At 70.2% G+C, this 14899-nt stretch carries 12 protein-coding genes; 10 read left to right on the plus strand and 2 right to left on the minus strand.

Features of this window, described 5'->3' with window-relative positions:
* Positions 1–45 precede the first annotated feature (45 nt).
* From GA0070607_RS24740 to GA0070607_RS24770, 6 genes are all read left to right on the plus strand, one after another.
* Entirely contained in the window at positions 46–1572 is a 1527-nt protein-coding gene (locus GA0070607_RS24740; protein ID WP_089020312.1) for a glycerol-3-phosphate dehydrogenase/oxidase, read from the plus strand.
* 148 nt (positions 1573–1720) lie between these two features.
* Positions 1721–2596 carry an alpha/beta fold hydrolase gene (locus GA0070607_RS24745; protein WP_172899100.1) on the plus strand — a complete coding sequence of 292 codons (876 nt, stop codon included), beginning with the start codon at positions 1721–1723 and terminating at the stop codon, positions 2594–2596.
* Between the two features lie 272 nt (positions 2597–2868).
* Complete coding sequence (locus GA0070607_RS24755; RefSeq protein ID WP_157743250.1) at positions 2869–3855, plus strand: hypothetical protein; 987 nt, start codon at positions 2869–2871, stop codon at positions 3853–3855.
* A 104-nt stretch (positions 3856–3959) separates the two neighbouring features.
* Complete coding sequence (locus tag GA0070607_RS24760; RefSeq protein ID WP_089020315.1) at positions 3960–4568, plus strand: hypothetical protein; 609 nt, start codon at positions 3960–3962, stop codon at positions 4566–4568.
* Between the two features lie 77 nt (positions 4569–4645).
* Positions 4646–5497 carry a pyridoxal kinase PdxY gene (gene pdxY, locus GA0070607_RS24765; protein ID WP_089020316.1) on the plus strand — a complete coding sequence of 284 codons (852 nt, stop codon included), beginning with the start codon at positions 4646–4648 and terminating at the stop codon, positions 5495–5497.
* 97 nt (positions 5498–5594) lie between these two features.
* On the plus strand, positions 5595–6782 hold the full coding sequence (locus GA0070607_RS24770) for a low temperature requirement protein A (RefSeq protein WP_089020317.1): 1188 nt from the start codon (positions 5595–5597) through the stop codon (positions 6780–6782).
* Positions 6783–6810: 28 nt separating this feature from the next.
* On the opposite strand, the gene GA0070607_RS24775 is transcribed toward GA0070607_RS24770, so the two are convergent.
* Complete coding sequence (locus tag GA0070607_RS24775) at positions 6811–7995, minus strand: low temperature requirement protein A (RefSeq protein ID WP_089020318.1); 1185 nt, start codon at positions 7993–7995, stop codon at positions 6811–6813.
* A 229-nt stretch (positions 7996–8224) separates the two neighbouring features.
* Here GA0070607_RS24775 and GA0070607_RS24780 point away from each other — a divergent pair, with 229 nt between their 5' ends.
* Positions 8225–8941 carry an isocitrate lyase/PEP mutase family protein gene (locus GA0070607_RS24780; protein WP_089020319.1) on the plus strand — a complete coding sequence of 239 codons (717 nt, stop codon included), beginning with the start codon at positions 8225–8227 and terminating at the stop codon, positions 8939–8941.
* Between the two features lie 33 nt (positions 8942–8974).
* Here GA0070607_RS24780 and GA0070607_RS24785 read toward each other — a convergent pair whose 3' ends face one another.
* A complete protein-coding gene (locus GA0070607_RS24785) occupies positions 8975–10015 on the minus strand; it encodes a LacI family DNA-binding transcriptional regulator (RefSeq protein WP_089020320.1) in 1041 nt (346 codons plus the stop codon).
* A gap of 437 nt (positions 10016–10452) precedes the next feature.
* Here GA0070607_RS24785 and GA0070607_RS24790 point away from each other — a divergent pair, with 437 nt between their 5' ends.
* From GA0070607_RS24790 to GA0070607_RS24800, 3 genes are read left to right on the plus strand one after another with little or no spacing between them, the layout of a single operon-like run.
* A complete protein-coding gene (locus GA0070607_RS24790) occupies positions 10453–11316 on the plus strand; it encodes a carbohydrate ABC transporter permease (protein WP_089020321.1) in 864 nt (287 codons plus the stop codon).
* Entirely contained in the window at positions 11313–12134 is an 822-nt protein-coding gene (locus GA0070607_RS24795) for a carbohydrate ABC transporter permease (protein ID WP_089020322.1), read from the plus strand. Before GA0070607_RS24790 ends, GA0070607_RS24795 begins: the two co-directional genes overlap by 4 nt.
* Positions 12131–14872 carry an alpha-L-rhamnosidase gene (locus GA0070607_RS24800; protein WP_089020323.1) on the plus strand — a complete coding sequence of 914 codons (2742 nt, stop codon included), beginning with the start codon at positions 12131–12133 and terminating at the stop codon, positions 14870–14872. The genes GA0070607_RS24795 and GA0070607_RS24800 overlap by 4 nt, the downstream gene beginning before the upstream one ends.
* Positions 14873–14899: the final 27 nt, after the last annotated feature.

Consider the following 14899-nt stretch of genomic DNA (forward strand, 5'->3'; position numbering starts at 1 on the left):
GTGTGACAGAGTGACACCGGACGTCACTACATCGCAAGGAGGCGTGTGAAAACCTCGCTGACCGTCTCCCGCCGGGAACGTGACCTCACCGAGCTGCTCGCCGGTGCGCCAGTCGACGTCCTGGTCGTCGGGCTGGGCGTCACCGGCGCCGGAGTGGCGCTCGACGCCGCGAGCCGCGGACTGTCCGTGGTCGCCGTCGACGCCGACGACCTGGCCCACGGCACCTCGCGCTGGAGCTCGAAACTGATACACGGCGGCCTGCGATATCTCGCACACGGGCAGGTCGGCATCGCCTACGAGAGTGCCGCCGAGCGCCACCTGCTGTTGACGCGCACCGCGCCGCACCTGACGCGCCCGTTGCCGATGCTGCTCCCGGCGACCGCGTACACCAGCCGCTGGCAGGCGGGTGCCGCGGCCGCCGGCCTGCACGCCGGAGACCTGCTGCGTACCTGCGCCGGAACCTCCCGACGGACCCTTCCCGGAACGCGCAGGCTCGGCTCGGCCGAAGCGGGCGCGATGGCACCCGCCCTGCGTCCGGCCGGCCTCCGCGGAGCACACCTGTCCTGGGACGGCCAGCTCTGCGACGACGCGCGACTCGTCGTCGGTCTCGCACGCGCCGCCGCGGCGCACTCCGCCCGCATCCTGACCCGCTGCCGGGCGGTCAGCCTGCACCGGGAGGGCGCCACCATCGAGGACACCCTCACCGGCACCCGCATGAACGTCGCCGCCCGCGCCGTCATCAACGCCACAGGCGTGTGGGCCAGCAACCTGACCCCACACGTACACCTACGCCCGTCCCGGGGAACCCACATCGTCCTGTCCGCCGCCCGTCTGGGTGGACTCTGGGCCGGCCTGACCATCCCCGTCCCCGGCGAATTCACCCGCTACGTCTTCGCCCTGCCCCAGACCGACGGCCTGGTGTACGCCGGACTCACCGACGAGCCGGTGAACGGACCGGTCCCCGACGTGCCGCAACCCACCGACGCCGACATCGCGTTCCTGCTCGACGTCCTCAACAGCGTCCTCGATCAGCCCCTCAAACCCACCGACGTCCTCGGTGCCTACGCCGGGCTGCGGCCGCTGCTCGCCGACGACGAGACCCGAACCGCCGACCTCTCCCGCCGGCACGCCGTCATCGACGACCCCGACGGGATCATCAGCGTGATCGGCGGCAAGCTCACCACCTACCGCCGGATGGCCCAGGACGCCGTCGACACCGCCATCCGTCAGCGCCGCCTCGCCGCCGACCGTTGCCGCACCCGTCGCCTCCCGCTGCCCGGCGCGGCGAGCAGAACGCAGCTGGCGCGGGTCCCCGCGCCCCGCCGGCTCGTCCACAGGTACGGCACCGAGGCCGTCGATGTCCTGGCCGAGGCGCCCACCGAACTCCAGCAGCCGATCGGCCCGGACATCCCGGTCACCGGCGCGGAACTGCTCTGGGCCGCCCGGCACGAGCTCGCCCTCACCGTCGACGACCTGCTCGACCGGCGTACCCGCATCGGACTCATTCCGGCGCACCGCGAGGCCGCACTGCCTACCGCGCGAGACGTCCTCGCCCTGGCCGCCGAGGCGTAACCGGGTATTCCGTCTGAAGTCCGACCTTTTCCTCGTCCCCTGCTAGCGTCGTAGCTGGCCCAGGAGAGCGCGGAGCTGGTCCTCCAGCGAGCCACGAGCAGATCGTGCGACGACGGTCCTCACGAGTCGCCGGAGGGGGTCCGCTGTGATGTTCGAGGGGTTCGAGGAGTTCGACATCCCCACCTCGGGGGCGACGATCCATGGACGCCGCGGCGGAAACGGGCCCCCGGTCCTGCTCCTGCACGGCATCCCCGAGACGCACCTGATGTGGCATCGCGTGGCGCCGCAGCTCGCCGAGCACCACACCGTGGTCGTCACCGACATGCGCGGCTGGGGCGACAGCAGCACCCCGCCGAGCAGCGCCGATCACGAGCCGTACAGCATGCGAGCGATCGCCCGCGACCAGGTCCAGGTCATGCGGAGCCTGGGCCATGAGCGGTTCGGGCTCGTCGGGCATGACCGCGGGGCACGGTGCGCCTACCGTCTCGCGCTCGACGAACCGGACGTTGTCACCCGGCTCGCCGTCCTGGACGTCGTCCCGATCGGCGACGTGTACGACCGTGCCGACATGACGTTCAGCCTCTCGTACTGGGTCTGGTCCTTCCTGGCGGCTCCCGCGCCGGTGCCCGAGCGGTTCATTGCGGCGGCGCCCGCCGTCCTCGTGGATTTCATGCTGGACACCTGGCCTGAGGTGACGGACGCGTTCCCAGCCGAGGTGCGAGCCGCCTACGTCAGGCAGTTCAGCGATCCCGCCACCGTCCACGCGATCTGCGAGGAATTCCGCGCCGCCGCGACGGTGGACTACCAGCAGGACGAGGCGGACCGAGGCAACCGGAAGATCGCGTGCCCGGTCCTGTTCCATTGGAGTGAACGGGGTCAGGTCGCGAGGCTCTACGACGACCCGCTCGGCATCTGGAGACAATGGTCCGACGACGTTCGTGGCGGCCCGGTCCCGGTTGGGCACTTCATTCCCGAAGAGGCTCCCGAGGAGACCGCACGGCAACTGCTGGAATTCCTGAGGTAGGGCCGCTCGGTCGCCGGTCCACCGGGTGGTCCTGGACCCCACGTACACCGGGCGCGCGATGGCGGGACTCATCGCGGCGATTCGGCGCGGCGAGATCGCACCGGGCGACACGACCGTCTTCATCCACACGGGCGGGCTTCCCGGGTTGTTCGGGCACCCCGAGATTCCCGCGTACGCCGAAGGCTTCGCGCCTGGACGCTAGGGGAACAGCGGTCGGCGTCGTCCGGCTTGGGGGCGTCGGAGGCGACGAGCTGACCGGGTGCCGTGGTTGGATGTGCGCCGTGCGGTTGTCCCCTGAACCGGTGTGTTGGTCGGTGATTGCCGGCGCGTCGGTGATGCATGTGGCTGGCGCGATGTCGGGCGCGTGGGTCCTCGCGGGTCAGGCGATCGCGGTGGCACTGACCGGCCTCGCGGTGATCGTGCTGCTCGGTACCGGGCGCGGCCGCGTCGCCGTGGCCGCTGGTGTCGGCGTGCTCGCCGTAGACGCCGTGCTGGCGGCGAAGGGCTCGGACGGGCCGAGGTACCTGTCGCCGTTCTACGCGCCGCTGAGCGCTCCACGCCCGTCCCTCGCCGACGACCTCGCGTGGCTGGGTGAGGCGTTGTCGGCGCAGGTCACCCAGCATTGGCCGGCGTTGCTGGGCATGTCGCTGATCTGCGGCGGATCGCTGGTGACGTTGACCGGTCGGCCGCGGACCGACACACGCTGGATCCGTTGGGTGGCGTGGGCCGCCGTCGTCGGGCTGGCCGTCGTCCTGCTCGCCCCCGTCGGCGGAGGGGACCTGCCCCGACTGCTGGTCGCGCTCGCCGTCCAGTTGCCGACCATGCTGGCGGTTGCCGCCGGGCTGACGGTGCTCGTGGTGGCCGCCGGCCGGCAGCGCCGGTTCGGTGTCCCAGCGATGCTGGGGGCCTTTCTGCTGGCCGCTGCCGTCATCGACGCTGACCTGGCCGCTGTGGCGCCGCTCCGGCCGGTTGTCCTGGAGGAGACGCACTCGTTCAGTCATCAAGGTGCGTTCCTTGAGCCGGGCATCCGCTTGGAGAGTGCGGTGGCGCTCGACCACGCGTCCTCGCCTGGCCTGGTGACGGCACCGCTGCTGGCGCTCCTGCCAATCCTTGCGATCGCACTGCTCGTGCTCGCGGCACCGACCTGGGGCCATGGGCTCAGCCGCCGCGATGGCGACGACGGGACGCGGCCCGTGGATCCCGGCGACGGGGATGACCGCCGGGGTCACCACGACGGCCGCGGCCCGGAGGGGACCTGAGACCGCAGGCAGGGAACGAGCTCGGCCCTCGGTTTTCCGGACCCGTGCACCCCCGGACCTCGTATCGTGACGATGTCCCCTGCTCGGCGCGGACGGTGAGGTGCATGGACGACGGCGAACGCGAGCAGGCGTTGCTCACCGCCCTGACCACCGAGCATTTCGTGCTCCAGACCTCCCGCAGCGCCACCGTCACCGAGTCCGTCGGCAGGGCGACGGTCTTCCTCTCCATGCTCTCCGCCGCGCTGATCGGGCTCGGGTTCGTCGCCAGCAACGCCGCGTTCGTCGGGCCGTACCTCGGGGCGGTGCTGCCCACGCTGATGATCACCGGGCTGCTCACATTCCTGCGGCTGGTGCAGAACATGGTGGAGAACGAGCTGGATCTCGCGCGGATCCAACGCATCCGGGCGTACTACCAGCACCGGCTGGCCGGCGAGCACGACTTCTTCGCCGACGCGGTGCAGGACGCAAGCGTGATGCGCGCGAGCTGGGCGGCGGTTGGCAACGCGCCCAGGCGGGCGCAGCTGTTGCTCACCACGGCGGCGATGGTGGGTGCGGTGAACGCGCTGCTGGCGGGGCTCTCGATCACGCTGCTGGTCGGACTCGCGGGGCTGTCGTCCGGGCTCGCGATCGGCGTCGGCACCGTGTTGGCCCTGCTGGCCTTCGCCGCCCAGGTCGCCTACATCAACCGTGCGTCGATCTCCCAGCCTGGATAGGACTCGCCCGGAGTGGGCCACCCGACACAAATGACGGGTACTCGTGTGCCACCGGCACGAGCCGCCATGATGGGGCGGTGAAGATCCTGTCCATCCAGTCCTCGGTCGCTTACGGCTACGTCGGCAACTCAGCCGCCGCCTTCCCCCTCCAGCGGCTCGGGCACGAGGTCTGGCCGGTGCTGACGGTCCACTTCTCCAACCACACCGGGTACGGCGCATGGCGCGGGCCGCTGCTGGAGCCGGCCCAGGTGGCCGAGGTGATCGAGGGCATCGCGGACCGGGGGGTCCTCGGCAGCGCCGACGCGGTGCTGTCGGGCTACCAGGGCGACCCGGCGATGGGCGCGGTGATCCTCGACGCGGTGGACAAGGTCAAGGAGGCCAACCCGGCCGCTGTGTACTGCTGCGACCCGGTGATGGGCGACATCGGCCGCGGGATGTTCGTTCGGCCGGGCATCCCGGAGTACCTGCGGGACGTCGTCGTTCCGCGCGCCGACATCGTCACCCCGAACCACTTCGAGCTGGACTTCCTCGCCGGCCGTACGACGAACTCCCTGACGGAGGTGCTGGCGGCGGTCGACGTGGTACGCGAGACGGGGCCGCGGCACGTCCTGGTCACCAGCGTCCTGCACGGCGACGTGCCGGAGGGGTCACTCGAGGTGGTGGCAGTCTCGGACGAAGGCGCCTGGGCGGTCACCACGCCGCTGCTGCCGATCAACCCGAACGGCGGTGGCGACATCACCGCGGCGCTGTACCTCGCGCATCTGTGCACGACGGGCTCGCCGGCCAGGGCGCTGGAACGCACAATCGCCTCCGTCTTCGCCGTCCTGGAGGCAACCCTCGCGGCGGGCACCCGGGAGCTCCAACTGATCGCGGCCCAGGACGCCATCGCCGAGCCGCCAACCAGGTTCACCGCCCGGCGGCTGCGCTGATCTATCGGTCCGTCGGCCTGCGCAACTGCCCTCTGTCGTCGGCCCGTAACCCGTAGTGTCGTCATGCTGGCCGTGGACGCATGCGACGGGGTGATCGATGACTGCGGAGAGCGACGCGCGGTCGACGGACCCCGACCGGAAGAGTCCAGCGCATCCGGCACTCCTGGAGTTGTTCTTCGACCTGGTCTACGTCTTCGCGCTGATCTCCCTCGCGGAGAAGCTCGCCACCGAGCTCACCTGGTCGGGCGTCGCCCAGACCCTGGTGCTGCTGCTCGCGTTCACGTTCATCTGGGCGTTGACCGCGTGGGCGGGTGACACGCTCGACCAGGCCCGGTCAGCGCTCCGGGTGAAGTTCATCGGGACGATGGCGGGAAGCCTGCTGCTGGCCGCCACTGTTCCCGACGCGTACGGCAGCCGTGGGTTGCTGTTCGCGATCACGTACCTGGCGATCCACCTCGGCTCCAGCTTCTACTTCCTGCTGGTCCTGCGGGAACCGTCCCAGCGTGGCAGGAGCAGCCGGATCCTGTTGTGGGAGGCCATCGCCGGGATCGGGTGGATCGGTGGGGCACTGCTCGGCGACACGGCTCGGCTGGTGCTCTGGGCGGTGGCCGTCGGGATCGAGTACGCCGCGGCCGCGCTCGGATGGCCCGTGCCGGGACTGGGGCGTTCGCACTCCGAGGAGTGGCGGCTGACCGGTGAGAGACTCTCCGAGCGGTACCGCCAGTTCGTCATCATCGCGTTCGGCGTATCGATATTCGCGGTGGCCGAGGCCTTCAGCGAGAGCGCCTACACGGCCGCGCGGGTCTGGGCGCTCGTGGTCGTATTCCTGATCGTGGTGCTCATGTGGCGGATCTACATCTACCGCGCCGGGGAACTGCTCACCGACGCGATCGCCAAGTCGACGAGACCCTCCCTGCTCGGCCAGTCCGCCGCGGTCACTCACCTGATCATGGTGGCCGGTATCGGCGGTGCGGCGGTCACCAGCAAGCTCGTCGTTGATCGGCCGTTCGGCGAGACCCCACCGTCCTGGGCCGCGGTCATCCTCGGTGGGCCGGCTCTCTTTCTGCTCGGCCGTGGGGTGCTCGACTACACCGTGTTCGGGCGGGTGTCCCGGTCGCGGCTGGCTGGGTTGGTCCTGCTGGGTGGGGTGGCGCCGGCGACGTACCTGCTGCCGCCGCTCGTGGTCGCCCTCCTCGCCATGATCGTTCTGGCCCTGGTCGCCGTGGCGAACCTGCTGAGCACCCGACTGCACCCCCGAACGGCGGCACCACCCGCGCCGCGCTGAGCGGCCGGGTCGGGACCGGTGCTTCGGCTCACTGGGCGGGCAGCGGAGCGCTGGTCAGTCGCGAGCGGGGGGCCACCGTCTCGACGATCAGCGTGAGCAGCAGGACCAGGTTCGCCACGACCATGACGCCGAGCGGTGGCAGCAGCGGCATCGCGGGTCCGACAGCGCCCAGCACGACGATCCCCAGCACCCGCGGCCAGAGGATCCGACCGGTGACCACGAAGTCGAACAGGCTGCCACCGAGCAGGAACAGGGCGGGCCCACCCAGGACGGCGACGATCCAGACCTGTGGCGTCTCCCCGAATGGACGGTCGATGACGAGCATGTCGGTGGCCGAGATGACCACCACCCCCGCCACCATGACCAGGTGGGTGTACGAGGTGGCGGTGCCGGAGCGGACCCGCTCCACGGTCGAGACGGCGGGGGGCGCCAGGAGCTGTCGGATCCGGTGGAAGTACATCTGGAACAGCAGCAGCGCGTTGGCGAACCCGACCGCGCACGCCGCGACCCGGCCGACCTCGAAGTCGCTGGCGGCCAATCCCATACCGACGGTCAGGATCAACTCGCCGAGGGAGATGATGAAGATCTGCCGGTGCCGCTCGGACAGGTGGGCACCGGTGAAGATCTGGCTGGCGAGTTCGGTCCGACCGAGTTTCGGCGTCGGCCAACCGATCCGGGCCGACCCGAGGTCGACCGCCACCGCGATGGACCAGAGCACCAGCCGGGCCGTACCGTCCACGACGGCCCCGGCCACCCACGGCCCGACGGTGACGCCGAACCAGAAGAAGACGCGGATGCTCCTCGCCTGGATCGGCCGGTTCACGCGGGTGCCAGGGATGAGAACCGAGTCCCGGACCAGGTGGATGGCGAAGTACGCCGCGACGAAGATCCACCCGTGTGCGCCGAATGCCCTCGGGATCGCGATGGCCATCAACAGGGTGCCGAACATGACCACGAGAACGGTGGCCTGGATCAGCGGCAACCGCGGGTTGAACAGGTCGGTGAGCCATGCGGTCAACACCCAGACCCACCACGCGGCGAGCAGCAGGACCGCGGTCTGCGCCGCGTTCCGAACGCTCAGGTCGTGCACCAGCCCCGCGGAGAGCCGGGAGAACATGAAGATGTAGACCAGGTCGAAGAAGAGTTCCAGGAACGTCGGAAACTCGGGCTCGCCGCGTCGGCGAAGAATCCGGGGTAGCGGACTCGACGTCACGGCGGCTGCCTCCTAGGGGACGCCCGACCGGGAGCGGAGGCGCTGGCAACCTGGCAGGGTTCCTGTCACCTCTGAACCTACAAAACGGGACATACTCGGACGGCCAAACGGGCGGATGGTCTGGTCCCTCGCGCAGTTGCCTTGGGCCTTCCCGGCAACGCGCCGACCGGCCGGGCCGCGGACCCGCGCCCGTACCATGATCCCTCCGCAACCCTTGGGAGATGTAAAGATGACCGCCTCCACCTTCCGCGCCCTGCACCACGGCCGTGCCAGCGGCGACCCGCTCGTCCTGCCGGGGCCGTGGGACGCGGCCAGCGCCCGGGCACTCGCCGACGCCGGTTTCCCGGCGCTCGCCACACCGAGCGCCGGGATCGCCGCTTCGCTCGGCTACGAGGACGGCTCCACCCCGCCCGACGAGATGTTCGCAGCGGTGGCGAGGATCGTCCGGGCTGTTTCCGTGCCGGTGTCCGCCGACATCGAGGGCGGTTACGGCCTCGCCCCCCGTGAGCTGGTCGGGCGGCTCCTGGAAACCGGCGCCGTCGGCTGCAATCTGGAGGACTCCACGGATCACGCCACGCTCAAGGACCCTCAGCGGCACGCGGACTGGCTGGCCGAGGTGCGCGCGGAGGCCGGTGACGCGCTCTTCATCAACGCGCGCGTCGACACCTTCCTCGTGGGGACCGGTGATCCGGCCGACGCGGTGGCCCGCGCCCGGCTGTACGTGGCCGCCGGTGCCGACTGTGTGTACCCGCTCCTGGCGCCGCCCGAGGTGCTGCCGCTGCTGCGGGAGGGCATCGAGGGCCCGATCAACATGGCTGCCGAGCCGGACAAGGAGTCGGTGGCCGAGCTGGGACGGCTGGGCGCCACCCGCATCACCTTCGGTCCGGGGATGCAGCGGTACGCGGCGCGGGCGGTCGGCGAGCTCGGGGCGGCGCTGCGGGTCTGACGTCCGGCGGTCCGCTCGGATCCCGGGCCGGGGTCACCTGGGCGGGGCTGCCGTGCTGCGGCGGGTTACGAGCGTGGGCGAGAGCCGGATGTGGGCGGCCGGCTTGTCCAGCTCGGCGATTCGCTCCAGCAGGAGCCGGGCGGCACTGCGTCCGATCTCACGGCCCGCTTGGTCGACGCTCGTGAGCGAGATCGGTTCGAAGTTGGCGAACGTGGTGTTGTCGTATCCCGCGACGGAAATGTCGTCGGGGACGGTGAGCCCTGCTTGGGCGATCGCCTCGAGCACGCCCATGGCGACGATGTCCGCGCCGGCGAAGATGGCCGTGGGTCGACGGGGTCGGGCGAGCAGCTGCTGTGCGCCGAGGTATCCACCCTGTTGGGTGTAGGTGGTGGAGACGATGTCGATGTCGTCTGCCAGCCCGTGGGCCCGCATGGCCTGGCGGTAGCCCTCCGCGCGTATCGCGTTGGGCATCTCCGCGATGCGGGCAGGGTCGGTTTCGAGGTGTTCGATGTGGGCGATCCGGCGGTGTCCGAGGTCGGCGAGGTGATCGACGACGAGTGCGGCGCCCGCGATGTCGTCGTCCGCCACCGAGTCGTACGTGGTGGAGTGGGAGTGCCGGCCGACGACCACCGTCGGCACGGTGCTGGCGACATGCTGGAGGCGTGACCTCGACGAGACGGGGGCGATCAGTATGACGCCGTCCATGCTGTGGTCGATCATCGTCTCGGTGACCCGGGCTTCCGCCGCCTCGCCGTTGCAGCCGGGGCCGAGCAGGATCTGGTACTCCGTATCGGACAGCCACTCGGTGACCCCGTCGAGGATCTCGGCGAAGAACGGATTGCGGATGTCGGGCAGCATCACGCCGATGGTGTACGTCTGGCCGCGCATACCCCGGGCTGCGGCGGACGGCCGGTAGCCGAGTTCGGCGACCGCCTTGCGCACCTTCGCCCGCATCGCTGGGCTGGTCCCGTACGCGTTGCGCAGCACCTTGGACACGGCTGTCGTCGACACCTCGGCGTGCTGCGCGACGTCAACGATGGTGACTCGTCGGGGCGGCGCGGACCGCGGCCTCATGTTGCCTCCGCAAGTGGGGAACGTTCCCCACGAGTTTAGGTGGGTTCTTCGCCTTCGGCGCCACCGCCTGGTGGTGGTCGCAAAGGAGCGAATACCCGGGCGTGGTAGAGGTGCGCGACGGCTCTGCGGACACCTGTGTCCCGGGCGAGGCGTTGTCACCTATTGACGTCGATCGGGTCAACTCCTAGGGTCGGGCGAAACATTTGGGCAACGTTACCCACGCTGATCGCTGGTCCGTCGTTCGGCGTGCAGGTGCGACTCCGGAGCACTCCGGGCCGCAGGGGCGGGTTGGGCGGACCGCAGAGGGCCGACCTCGGCGGCGAATTGAAACGTTTCAGGGAGCGACCTTGCCAGTGACGAGAGCAGCCGAGCCACCACCCATTGCCCCTCCCCGTCAGTCTCCCGATCTGACCACTGTCCGCCCTGGACGTGCCCGGATGACGCCGCCCTGGTGGTTCACGCTGCCGGCGATCGTGCTCTTCGCCTTCATCGTCCTGGTGCCGAGCGTCCGCGGCCTGTACTACGCCTTCACCGACTGGGACGGCCTCGACCCGAACATCTCCTTCATCGGCCTGGGCAACTTCGCCGACATGACCCGTGACCCCGATGCCACGCAGGCGCTCTGGCACACCCTGCTGATCGCCGTGTCGATCACGATCATCCAGAACGGGATCGGGCTGCTGTTGGCGCTCGGGGTCAACACCATGATCAAGTCACGGCACGTGCTGCGGGTGCTCCTGTTCGCCCCGGCGGTGATCACCCCGATCGTGACCGCGTACCTCTGGCGCAACCTGCTCGGCCCGGACGGCGCGGTCAACAGTCTCCTGCGCCTGGTCGGGCTGGACTCCTGGCGGCAGGACTGGCTGGGCGACCCCCAGCTGGCCCTCTGGTCCATCGTGGCCGTCATCGTGTGGCAGTTCGCCGGCTATTCCATGGTCATCTTCCTGGCCGGACTGCAGTCCGTACCGAAGGAGATCAACGAGGCAGCGGACATGGACGGCGCCGGCCCGGTGCGACGCTTCTGGTCGGTCACCCGGCCGCTGCTCGCTCCCGCGATCACCATCAACCTGATGTTGTCGATCATCGGCGGGATCAAGCTCTTCGACCAGGTGTACGCGTTGACCGGCGGCGGGCCGGGACACGCCACCGACACGCTGTCGACGCTGATCTACAAGGACGCCTTCACCCTGGGGGAGTTCGGATACAGCATCGCGCTCGCGGTCGTGCTCACGATCATTGTGGCGGTTGTCTCGACCGGGCAGTACCTCGTGCTGTCCCGCAATGAGAGGGCCGCCTCGTGAACCGCTACCGCTGGCGCACCCTCATGGTGGAACTGCCGATGATCGCCGCCGCCGTCCTGGTCGGCTTTCCGGTGTACGTCCTGGTGAACCTCGCCTTACGGGCACCGTCGGACACCTCCTCGCCGATTCGCCCGACCACCTCGCCGACGCTGGACAACTTCACGCAGGCGTGGCAGCAGGGCGGCCTCGGCGGTGCGCTGATCAACAGCGTGCTCGTGACCGCGGTGAGCGTCGTCATCGTGCTGGCCGTCTCGTCCCTGGCCGCGTACCCCCTGGCGCGGGCCACCGCACGGTGGTCACGCGGGGTGTTCCTGCTGATCATGCTGGGTCTGATGCTGCCCTTCCAGCTCGCCGCGTTGCCGCTGTACCAGACGATGCGTGATCTCGGCCTGCTCGGTACGCCGTGGGCGCTGGTCCTGTTCTACTCGGGCCTTCAGGTCCCGTTCACGACGTTCCTCTACGTCGGCTTCCTGCGAGCCCTGCCGCGTGAGTTCGAGGACGCCGCCTTCATCGACGGTTGTTCGCCCCTGGAGACGTTCCGGTACGTCGTGTTCCCGATGCTCAAGCCGGTGACGGTGACCGCTCTGGTGCTCAACGCCGTGTCCGTGTGGAACGACTTCTTCACTCCGTTGCTGTACCTGAGCGGCAGTACCCAGCAGACCATGCCCGTCGCCATAGCCGGCTTCGTCGGCCAGTACGCCGCTGACTGGAACCTCATCTTCGCCGCGCTGGTGATCAGCGTCGTGCCGATCCTGGCCGTGTACTTCGCGCTGCAGCGCAGCATCATCAACGGCTTCGCCGGAGGGCTCAAGGGATGACACACGCCTCGGATCGTTCGCTGCTGCGGCCCTACGGGCTGCAGACCGAGCAACGCCCTGAGCCACTCGGACTGGGGGAGTCGTGCCCCCGGCTGTCGTGGAAACTGGCCAGCGAGCGGCGCGGGGCCGCGCAGAGCGCGTACCGGATCACCGCCGCCGAACGACCCGCGGACCTCGATGATCCCGGTCGCCTGCTGTGGGACAGTGGCCGACGGGAGTCCGACGACACGCTGCTCGTGCCCTGGGACGGCCCGACCCTGCGTTCGGCCACGTGCTACCACTGGCGCGTCGAGGTCTGGGACGAGACGGGCGCGGCGGGCGCGCCGGCGCAAACCTGGTTCGAGACGGGTCTTCTGCACAGTGACGACTGGAGCGCGGTGTGGGTGGGGCGCGACCCGCTCGGCCTTCCGTACGTGGACCCGCCGCAGGACCACGACGCTGGCTCGGCGAGCGAGCTCCAGCCGCCGCCGCTGTACCTCCGCCGACCGTTCGAGGTGCGGCGTCGCCCGAGGCGGGCCCGGCTGTACGCCACCGCGCGCGGCGTCTACGAGCTCCGACTCAACGGCTCGCGAGTGGGCGACGCCGAGCTGGCACCGGGTTGGACGGAATACCACCGCCGGCTCCAGTACCAGACCTACGACGTCACCGAGCTGGTACGCGAGGGCGGCAACATGCTCGGTGCCGTCGTCGCCGACGGCTGGTGGTGCGGGCACGTCGGGTTCGACGCCCGCCGCGCGGCGCAGCACTACGGCGACTGCCCGGCGCTGCTCGCCCAGCTCGTGGTCGACTTCACCGACGGCTCCCGGCAGGTGGTCGCCACCGACTCGAGCTGGGCCGAACGGCCCGGCGCGATCCGGACCGCCGACCTGCTGATGGGGCAACACGTCGACGCCCGCCAGCGTGTTCCCGGCTGGGACTCGCCCAGTCCGTCCGATGACGGCTTCCAGCCGGTAGCGGTCCTCGACATCGAGCCGGGACCGATCGTCGCCGAACCCGACCACCCGGTCCGGGTCACCCGCGACCTACCCGCGGTGGCCGTGCACCAGCGGGCACCCGGCCGCTTCCTCGTCGACTTCGGCCAGAATCTCGTCGGCCGGGTGCGACTGACCGTGCGCGGGGCCGCGTCGGGGTGGCGGATCGTGCTGCGGCACGCCGAGACCCTCGCCCACGGCGAGCTGTACGTGGACAACCTGCGTCGTGCCCAGGCCACTGACAGCTACATCACGGGTGGCGACGACATCGAGGTCTTCGAGCCGCAGTTCACCCTCCACGGGTTCCGGTACCTGGAGGTCGACAACCACCCCGGCGAGTTGGCCCCCGCCGACGTGGTGGCCCGGGTGGTGCACAGCGACACACCCTTTACCGGGCATTTCGAGTGTTCGGACCCCATGGTGAACCAGCTGCAGTCCAACATCAGATGGGGACAGCGGGGCAACTTCGTCGCGGTACCCACCGACTGCCCGCAGCGGGACGAGCGCCTCGGCTGGTTGGCCGACGCCCAGATCTTCGCACCGACCGCGAGCCGCAACGCGGACGTCGCGGCGTTCTTCGCCCGTTGGATGCGCGACGTGGTGGACGGGCAGGACGCCGAGGGCGCCTTCCGGGATGTCGCCCCGGTCATGACGATGCACCGCCCGGCGGCGCCGGCCTGGGGCGACGCCGGGGTGATCGTCCCCTGGCACCTGTGGCGCACGTACGGCGATCGTGAGGTGCTACGGCGTTCGTTCGACGCCATGGTCGCCTGGGTCCGGTACATACGGCGACACAATCCCGACCTGCGGTGGCGGCACCGTACCGGCAACTCGTACGGCGACTGGCTGCAGGTCGACGCCACCACCCCCCGCGACGTGTTGTCCACCGCGTACTTCGCGCGTAGTGCTCAGATCGTGGCGGATGCCGCCGAGGTGCTGGGGCGGCACCAGGAGGCGATCGAGCACCGGGAACTGCACGCCGCGATCCGAGCGGCGTTCATCGACTCGTACGTCGGCGCCGACGGCACAGTCGACGGCGGCACCCAGACCGCCTACCTGCTGGCCCTCGGCTTCGGGCTCGTCCCGGAGGCCCTGGTGCCGGCGGCGGTCGAACACCTCGCTGACGACATCGAGAAGCGGAACAACCGACTCACGACCGGGTTCGTGGGCGTCGCGTTGCTCTGCCCGGTCCTGGCGGACCACGGCCGCGCCGACCTGGCGTACGCCCTGCTGCACCAGGAGGAGTACCCGTCCTGGGGGTACAGCATCCGGCACGGCGCCACCACGATCTGGGAGCGCTGGGACGGCTGGACCGACCACTGCGGTTTCCAGTCCGCGGCGATGAACTCGTTCAACCACTACAGCCTCGGCAGCGTCGGCGACTGGCTGTTCGGCCGAGTCGCCGGCATCGACCAGACGCCCACGTCGGTGGCCTACCGCGAGCTGCTGCTACGGCCGCTGCCGGGTGGTCGGCTCACCTGGGCCAAGGCTGAGCAGGAGACCGCTCGGGGACTGGTGGCCTGCGGCTGGTCCCGCACCGACGGCCGGATCACCGTGACCGTCACGGTGCCGCCCGGCAGCACCGCCGTACTGGAGGTCCCCACACCCGACCCGGGCAGCGTGCGCGAGAGCGACGCGCCTGCCGCGGGCCGGCCGGGAGTACTCGGGGTCCAGCCGTCAACCGCCGGGGCGACCCTGCGGCTGGCGTCTGGCCGCTACACCGTCAGCGCCCTCGCACCCGGTGCTGAGCCCACCGATCGGTCATGACCACCGCACCGTCCTAGCGGGAGACAT

It is taken from the genome of Micromonospora coriariae (assembly GCF_900091455.1).
Classification (GTDB): Bacteria; Actinomycetota; Actinomycetes; order Mycobacteriales; family Micromonosporaceae; genus Micromonospora; species Micromonospora coriariae.

Excerpts from the sequence above, each read along its gene's own strand:
- GA0070607_RS24770 (WP_089020317.1), top strand. The coding sequence starts at position 5,595 with ATGACTGCGGAGAGCGACGCGCGGTCGACGGACCCCGACCGGAAGAGT.
- GA0070607_RS24745 (WP_172899100.1), top strand. The coding sequence starts at position 1,721 with ATGTTCGAGGGGTTCGAGGAGTTCGACATCCCCACCTCGGGGGCGACG.
- GA0070607_RS24785 (WP_089020320.1), bottom strand. The coding sequence starts at position 10,015 with ATGAGGCCGCGGTCCGCGCCGCCCCGACGAGTCACCATCGTTGACGTC.
- GA0070607_RS24800 (WP_089020323.1), top strand. The coding sequence starts at position 12,131 with ATGACACACGCCTCGGATCGTTCGCTGCTGCGGCCCTACGGGCTGCAG.
- GA0070607_RS24780 (WP_089020319.1), top strand. The coding sequence starts at position 8,225 with ATGACCGCCTCCACCTTCCGCGCCCTGCACCACGGCCGTGCCAGCGGC.
- GA0070607_RS24790 (WP_089020321.1), top strand. The coding sequence starts at position 10,453 with ATGACGCCGCCCTGGTGGTTCACGCTGCCGGCGATCGTGCTCTTCGCC.
- GA0070607_RS24755 (WP_157743250.1), top strand. The coding sequence starts at position 2,869 with ATGTGCGCCGTGCGGTTGTCCCCTGAACCGGTGTGTTGGTCGGTGATT.
- GA0070607_RS24760 (WP_089020315.1), top strand. The coding sequence starts at position 3,960 with ATGGACGACGGCGAACGCGAGCAGGCGTTGCTCACCGCCCTGACCACC.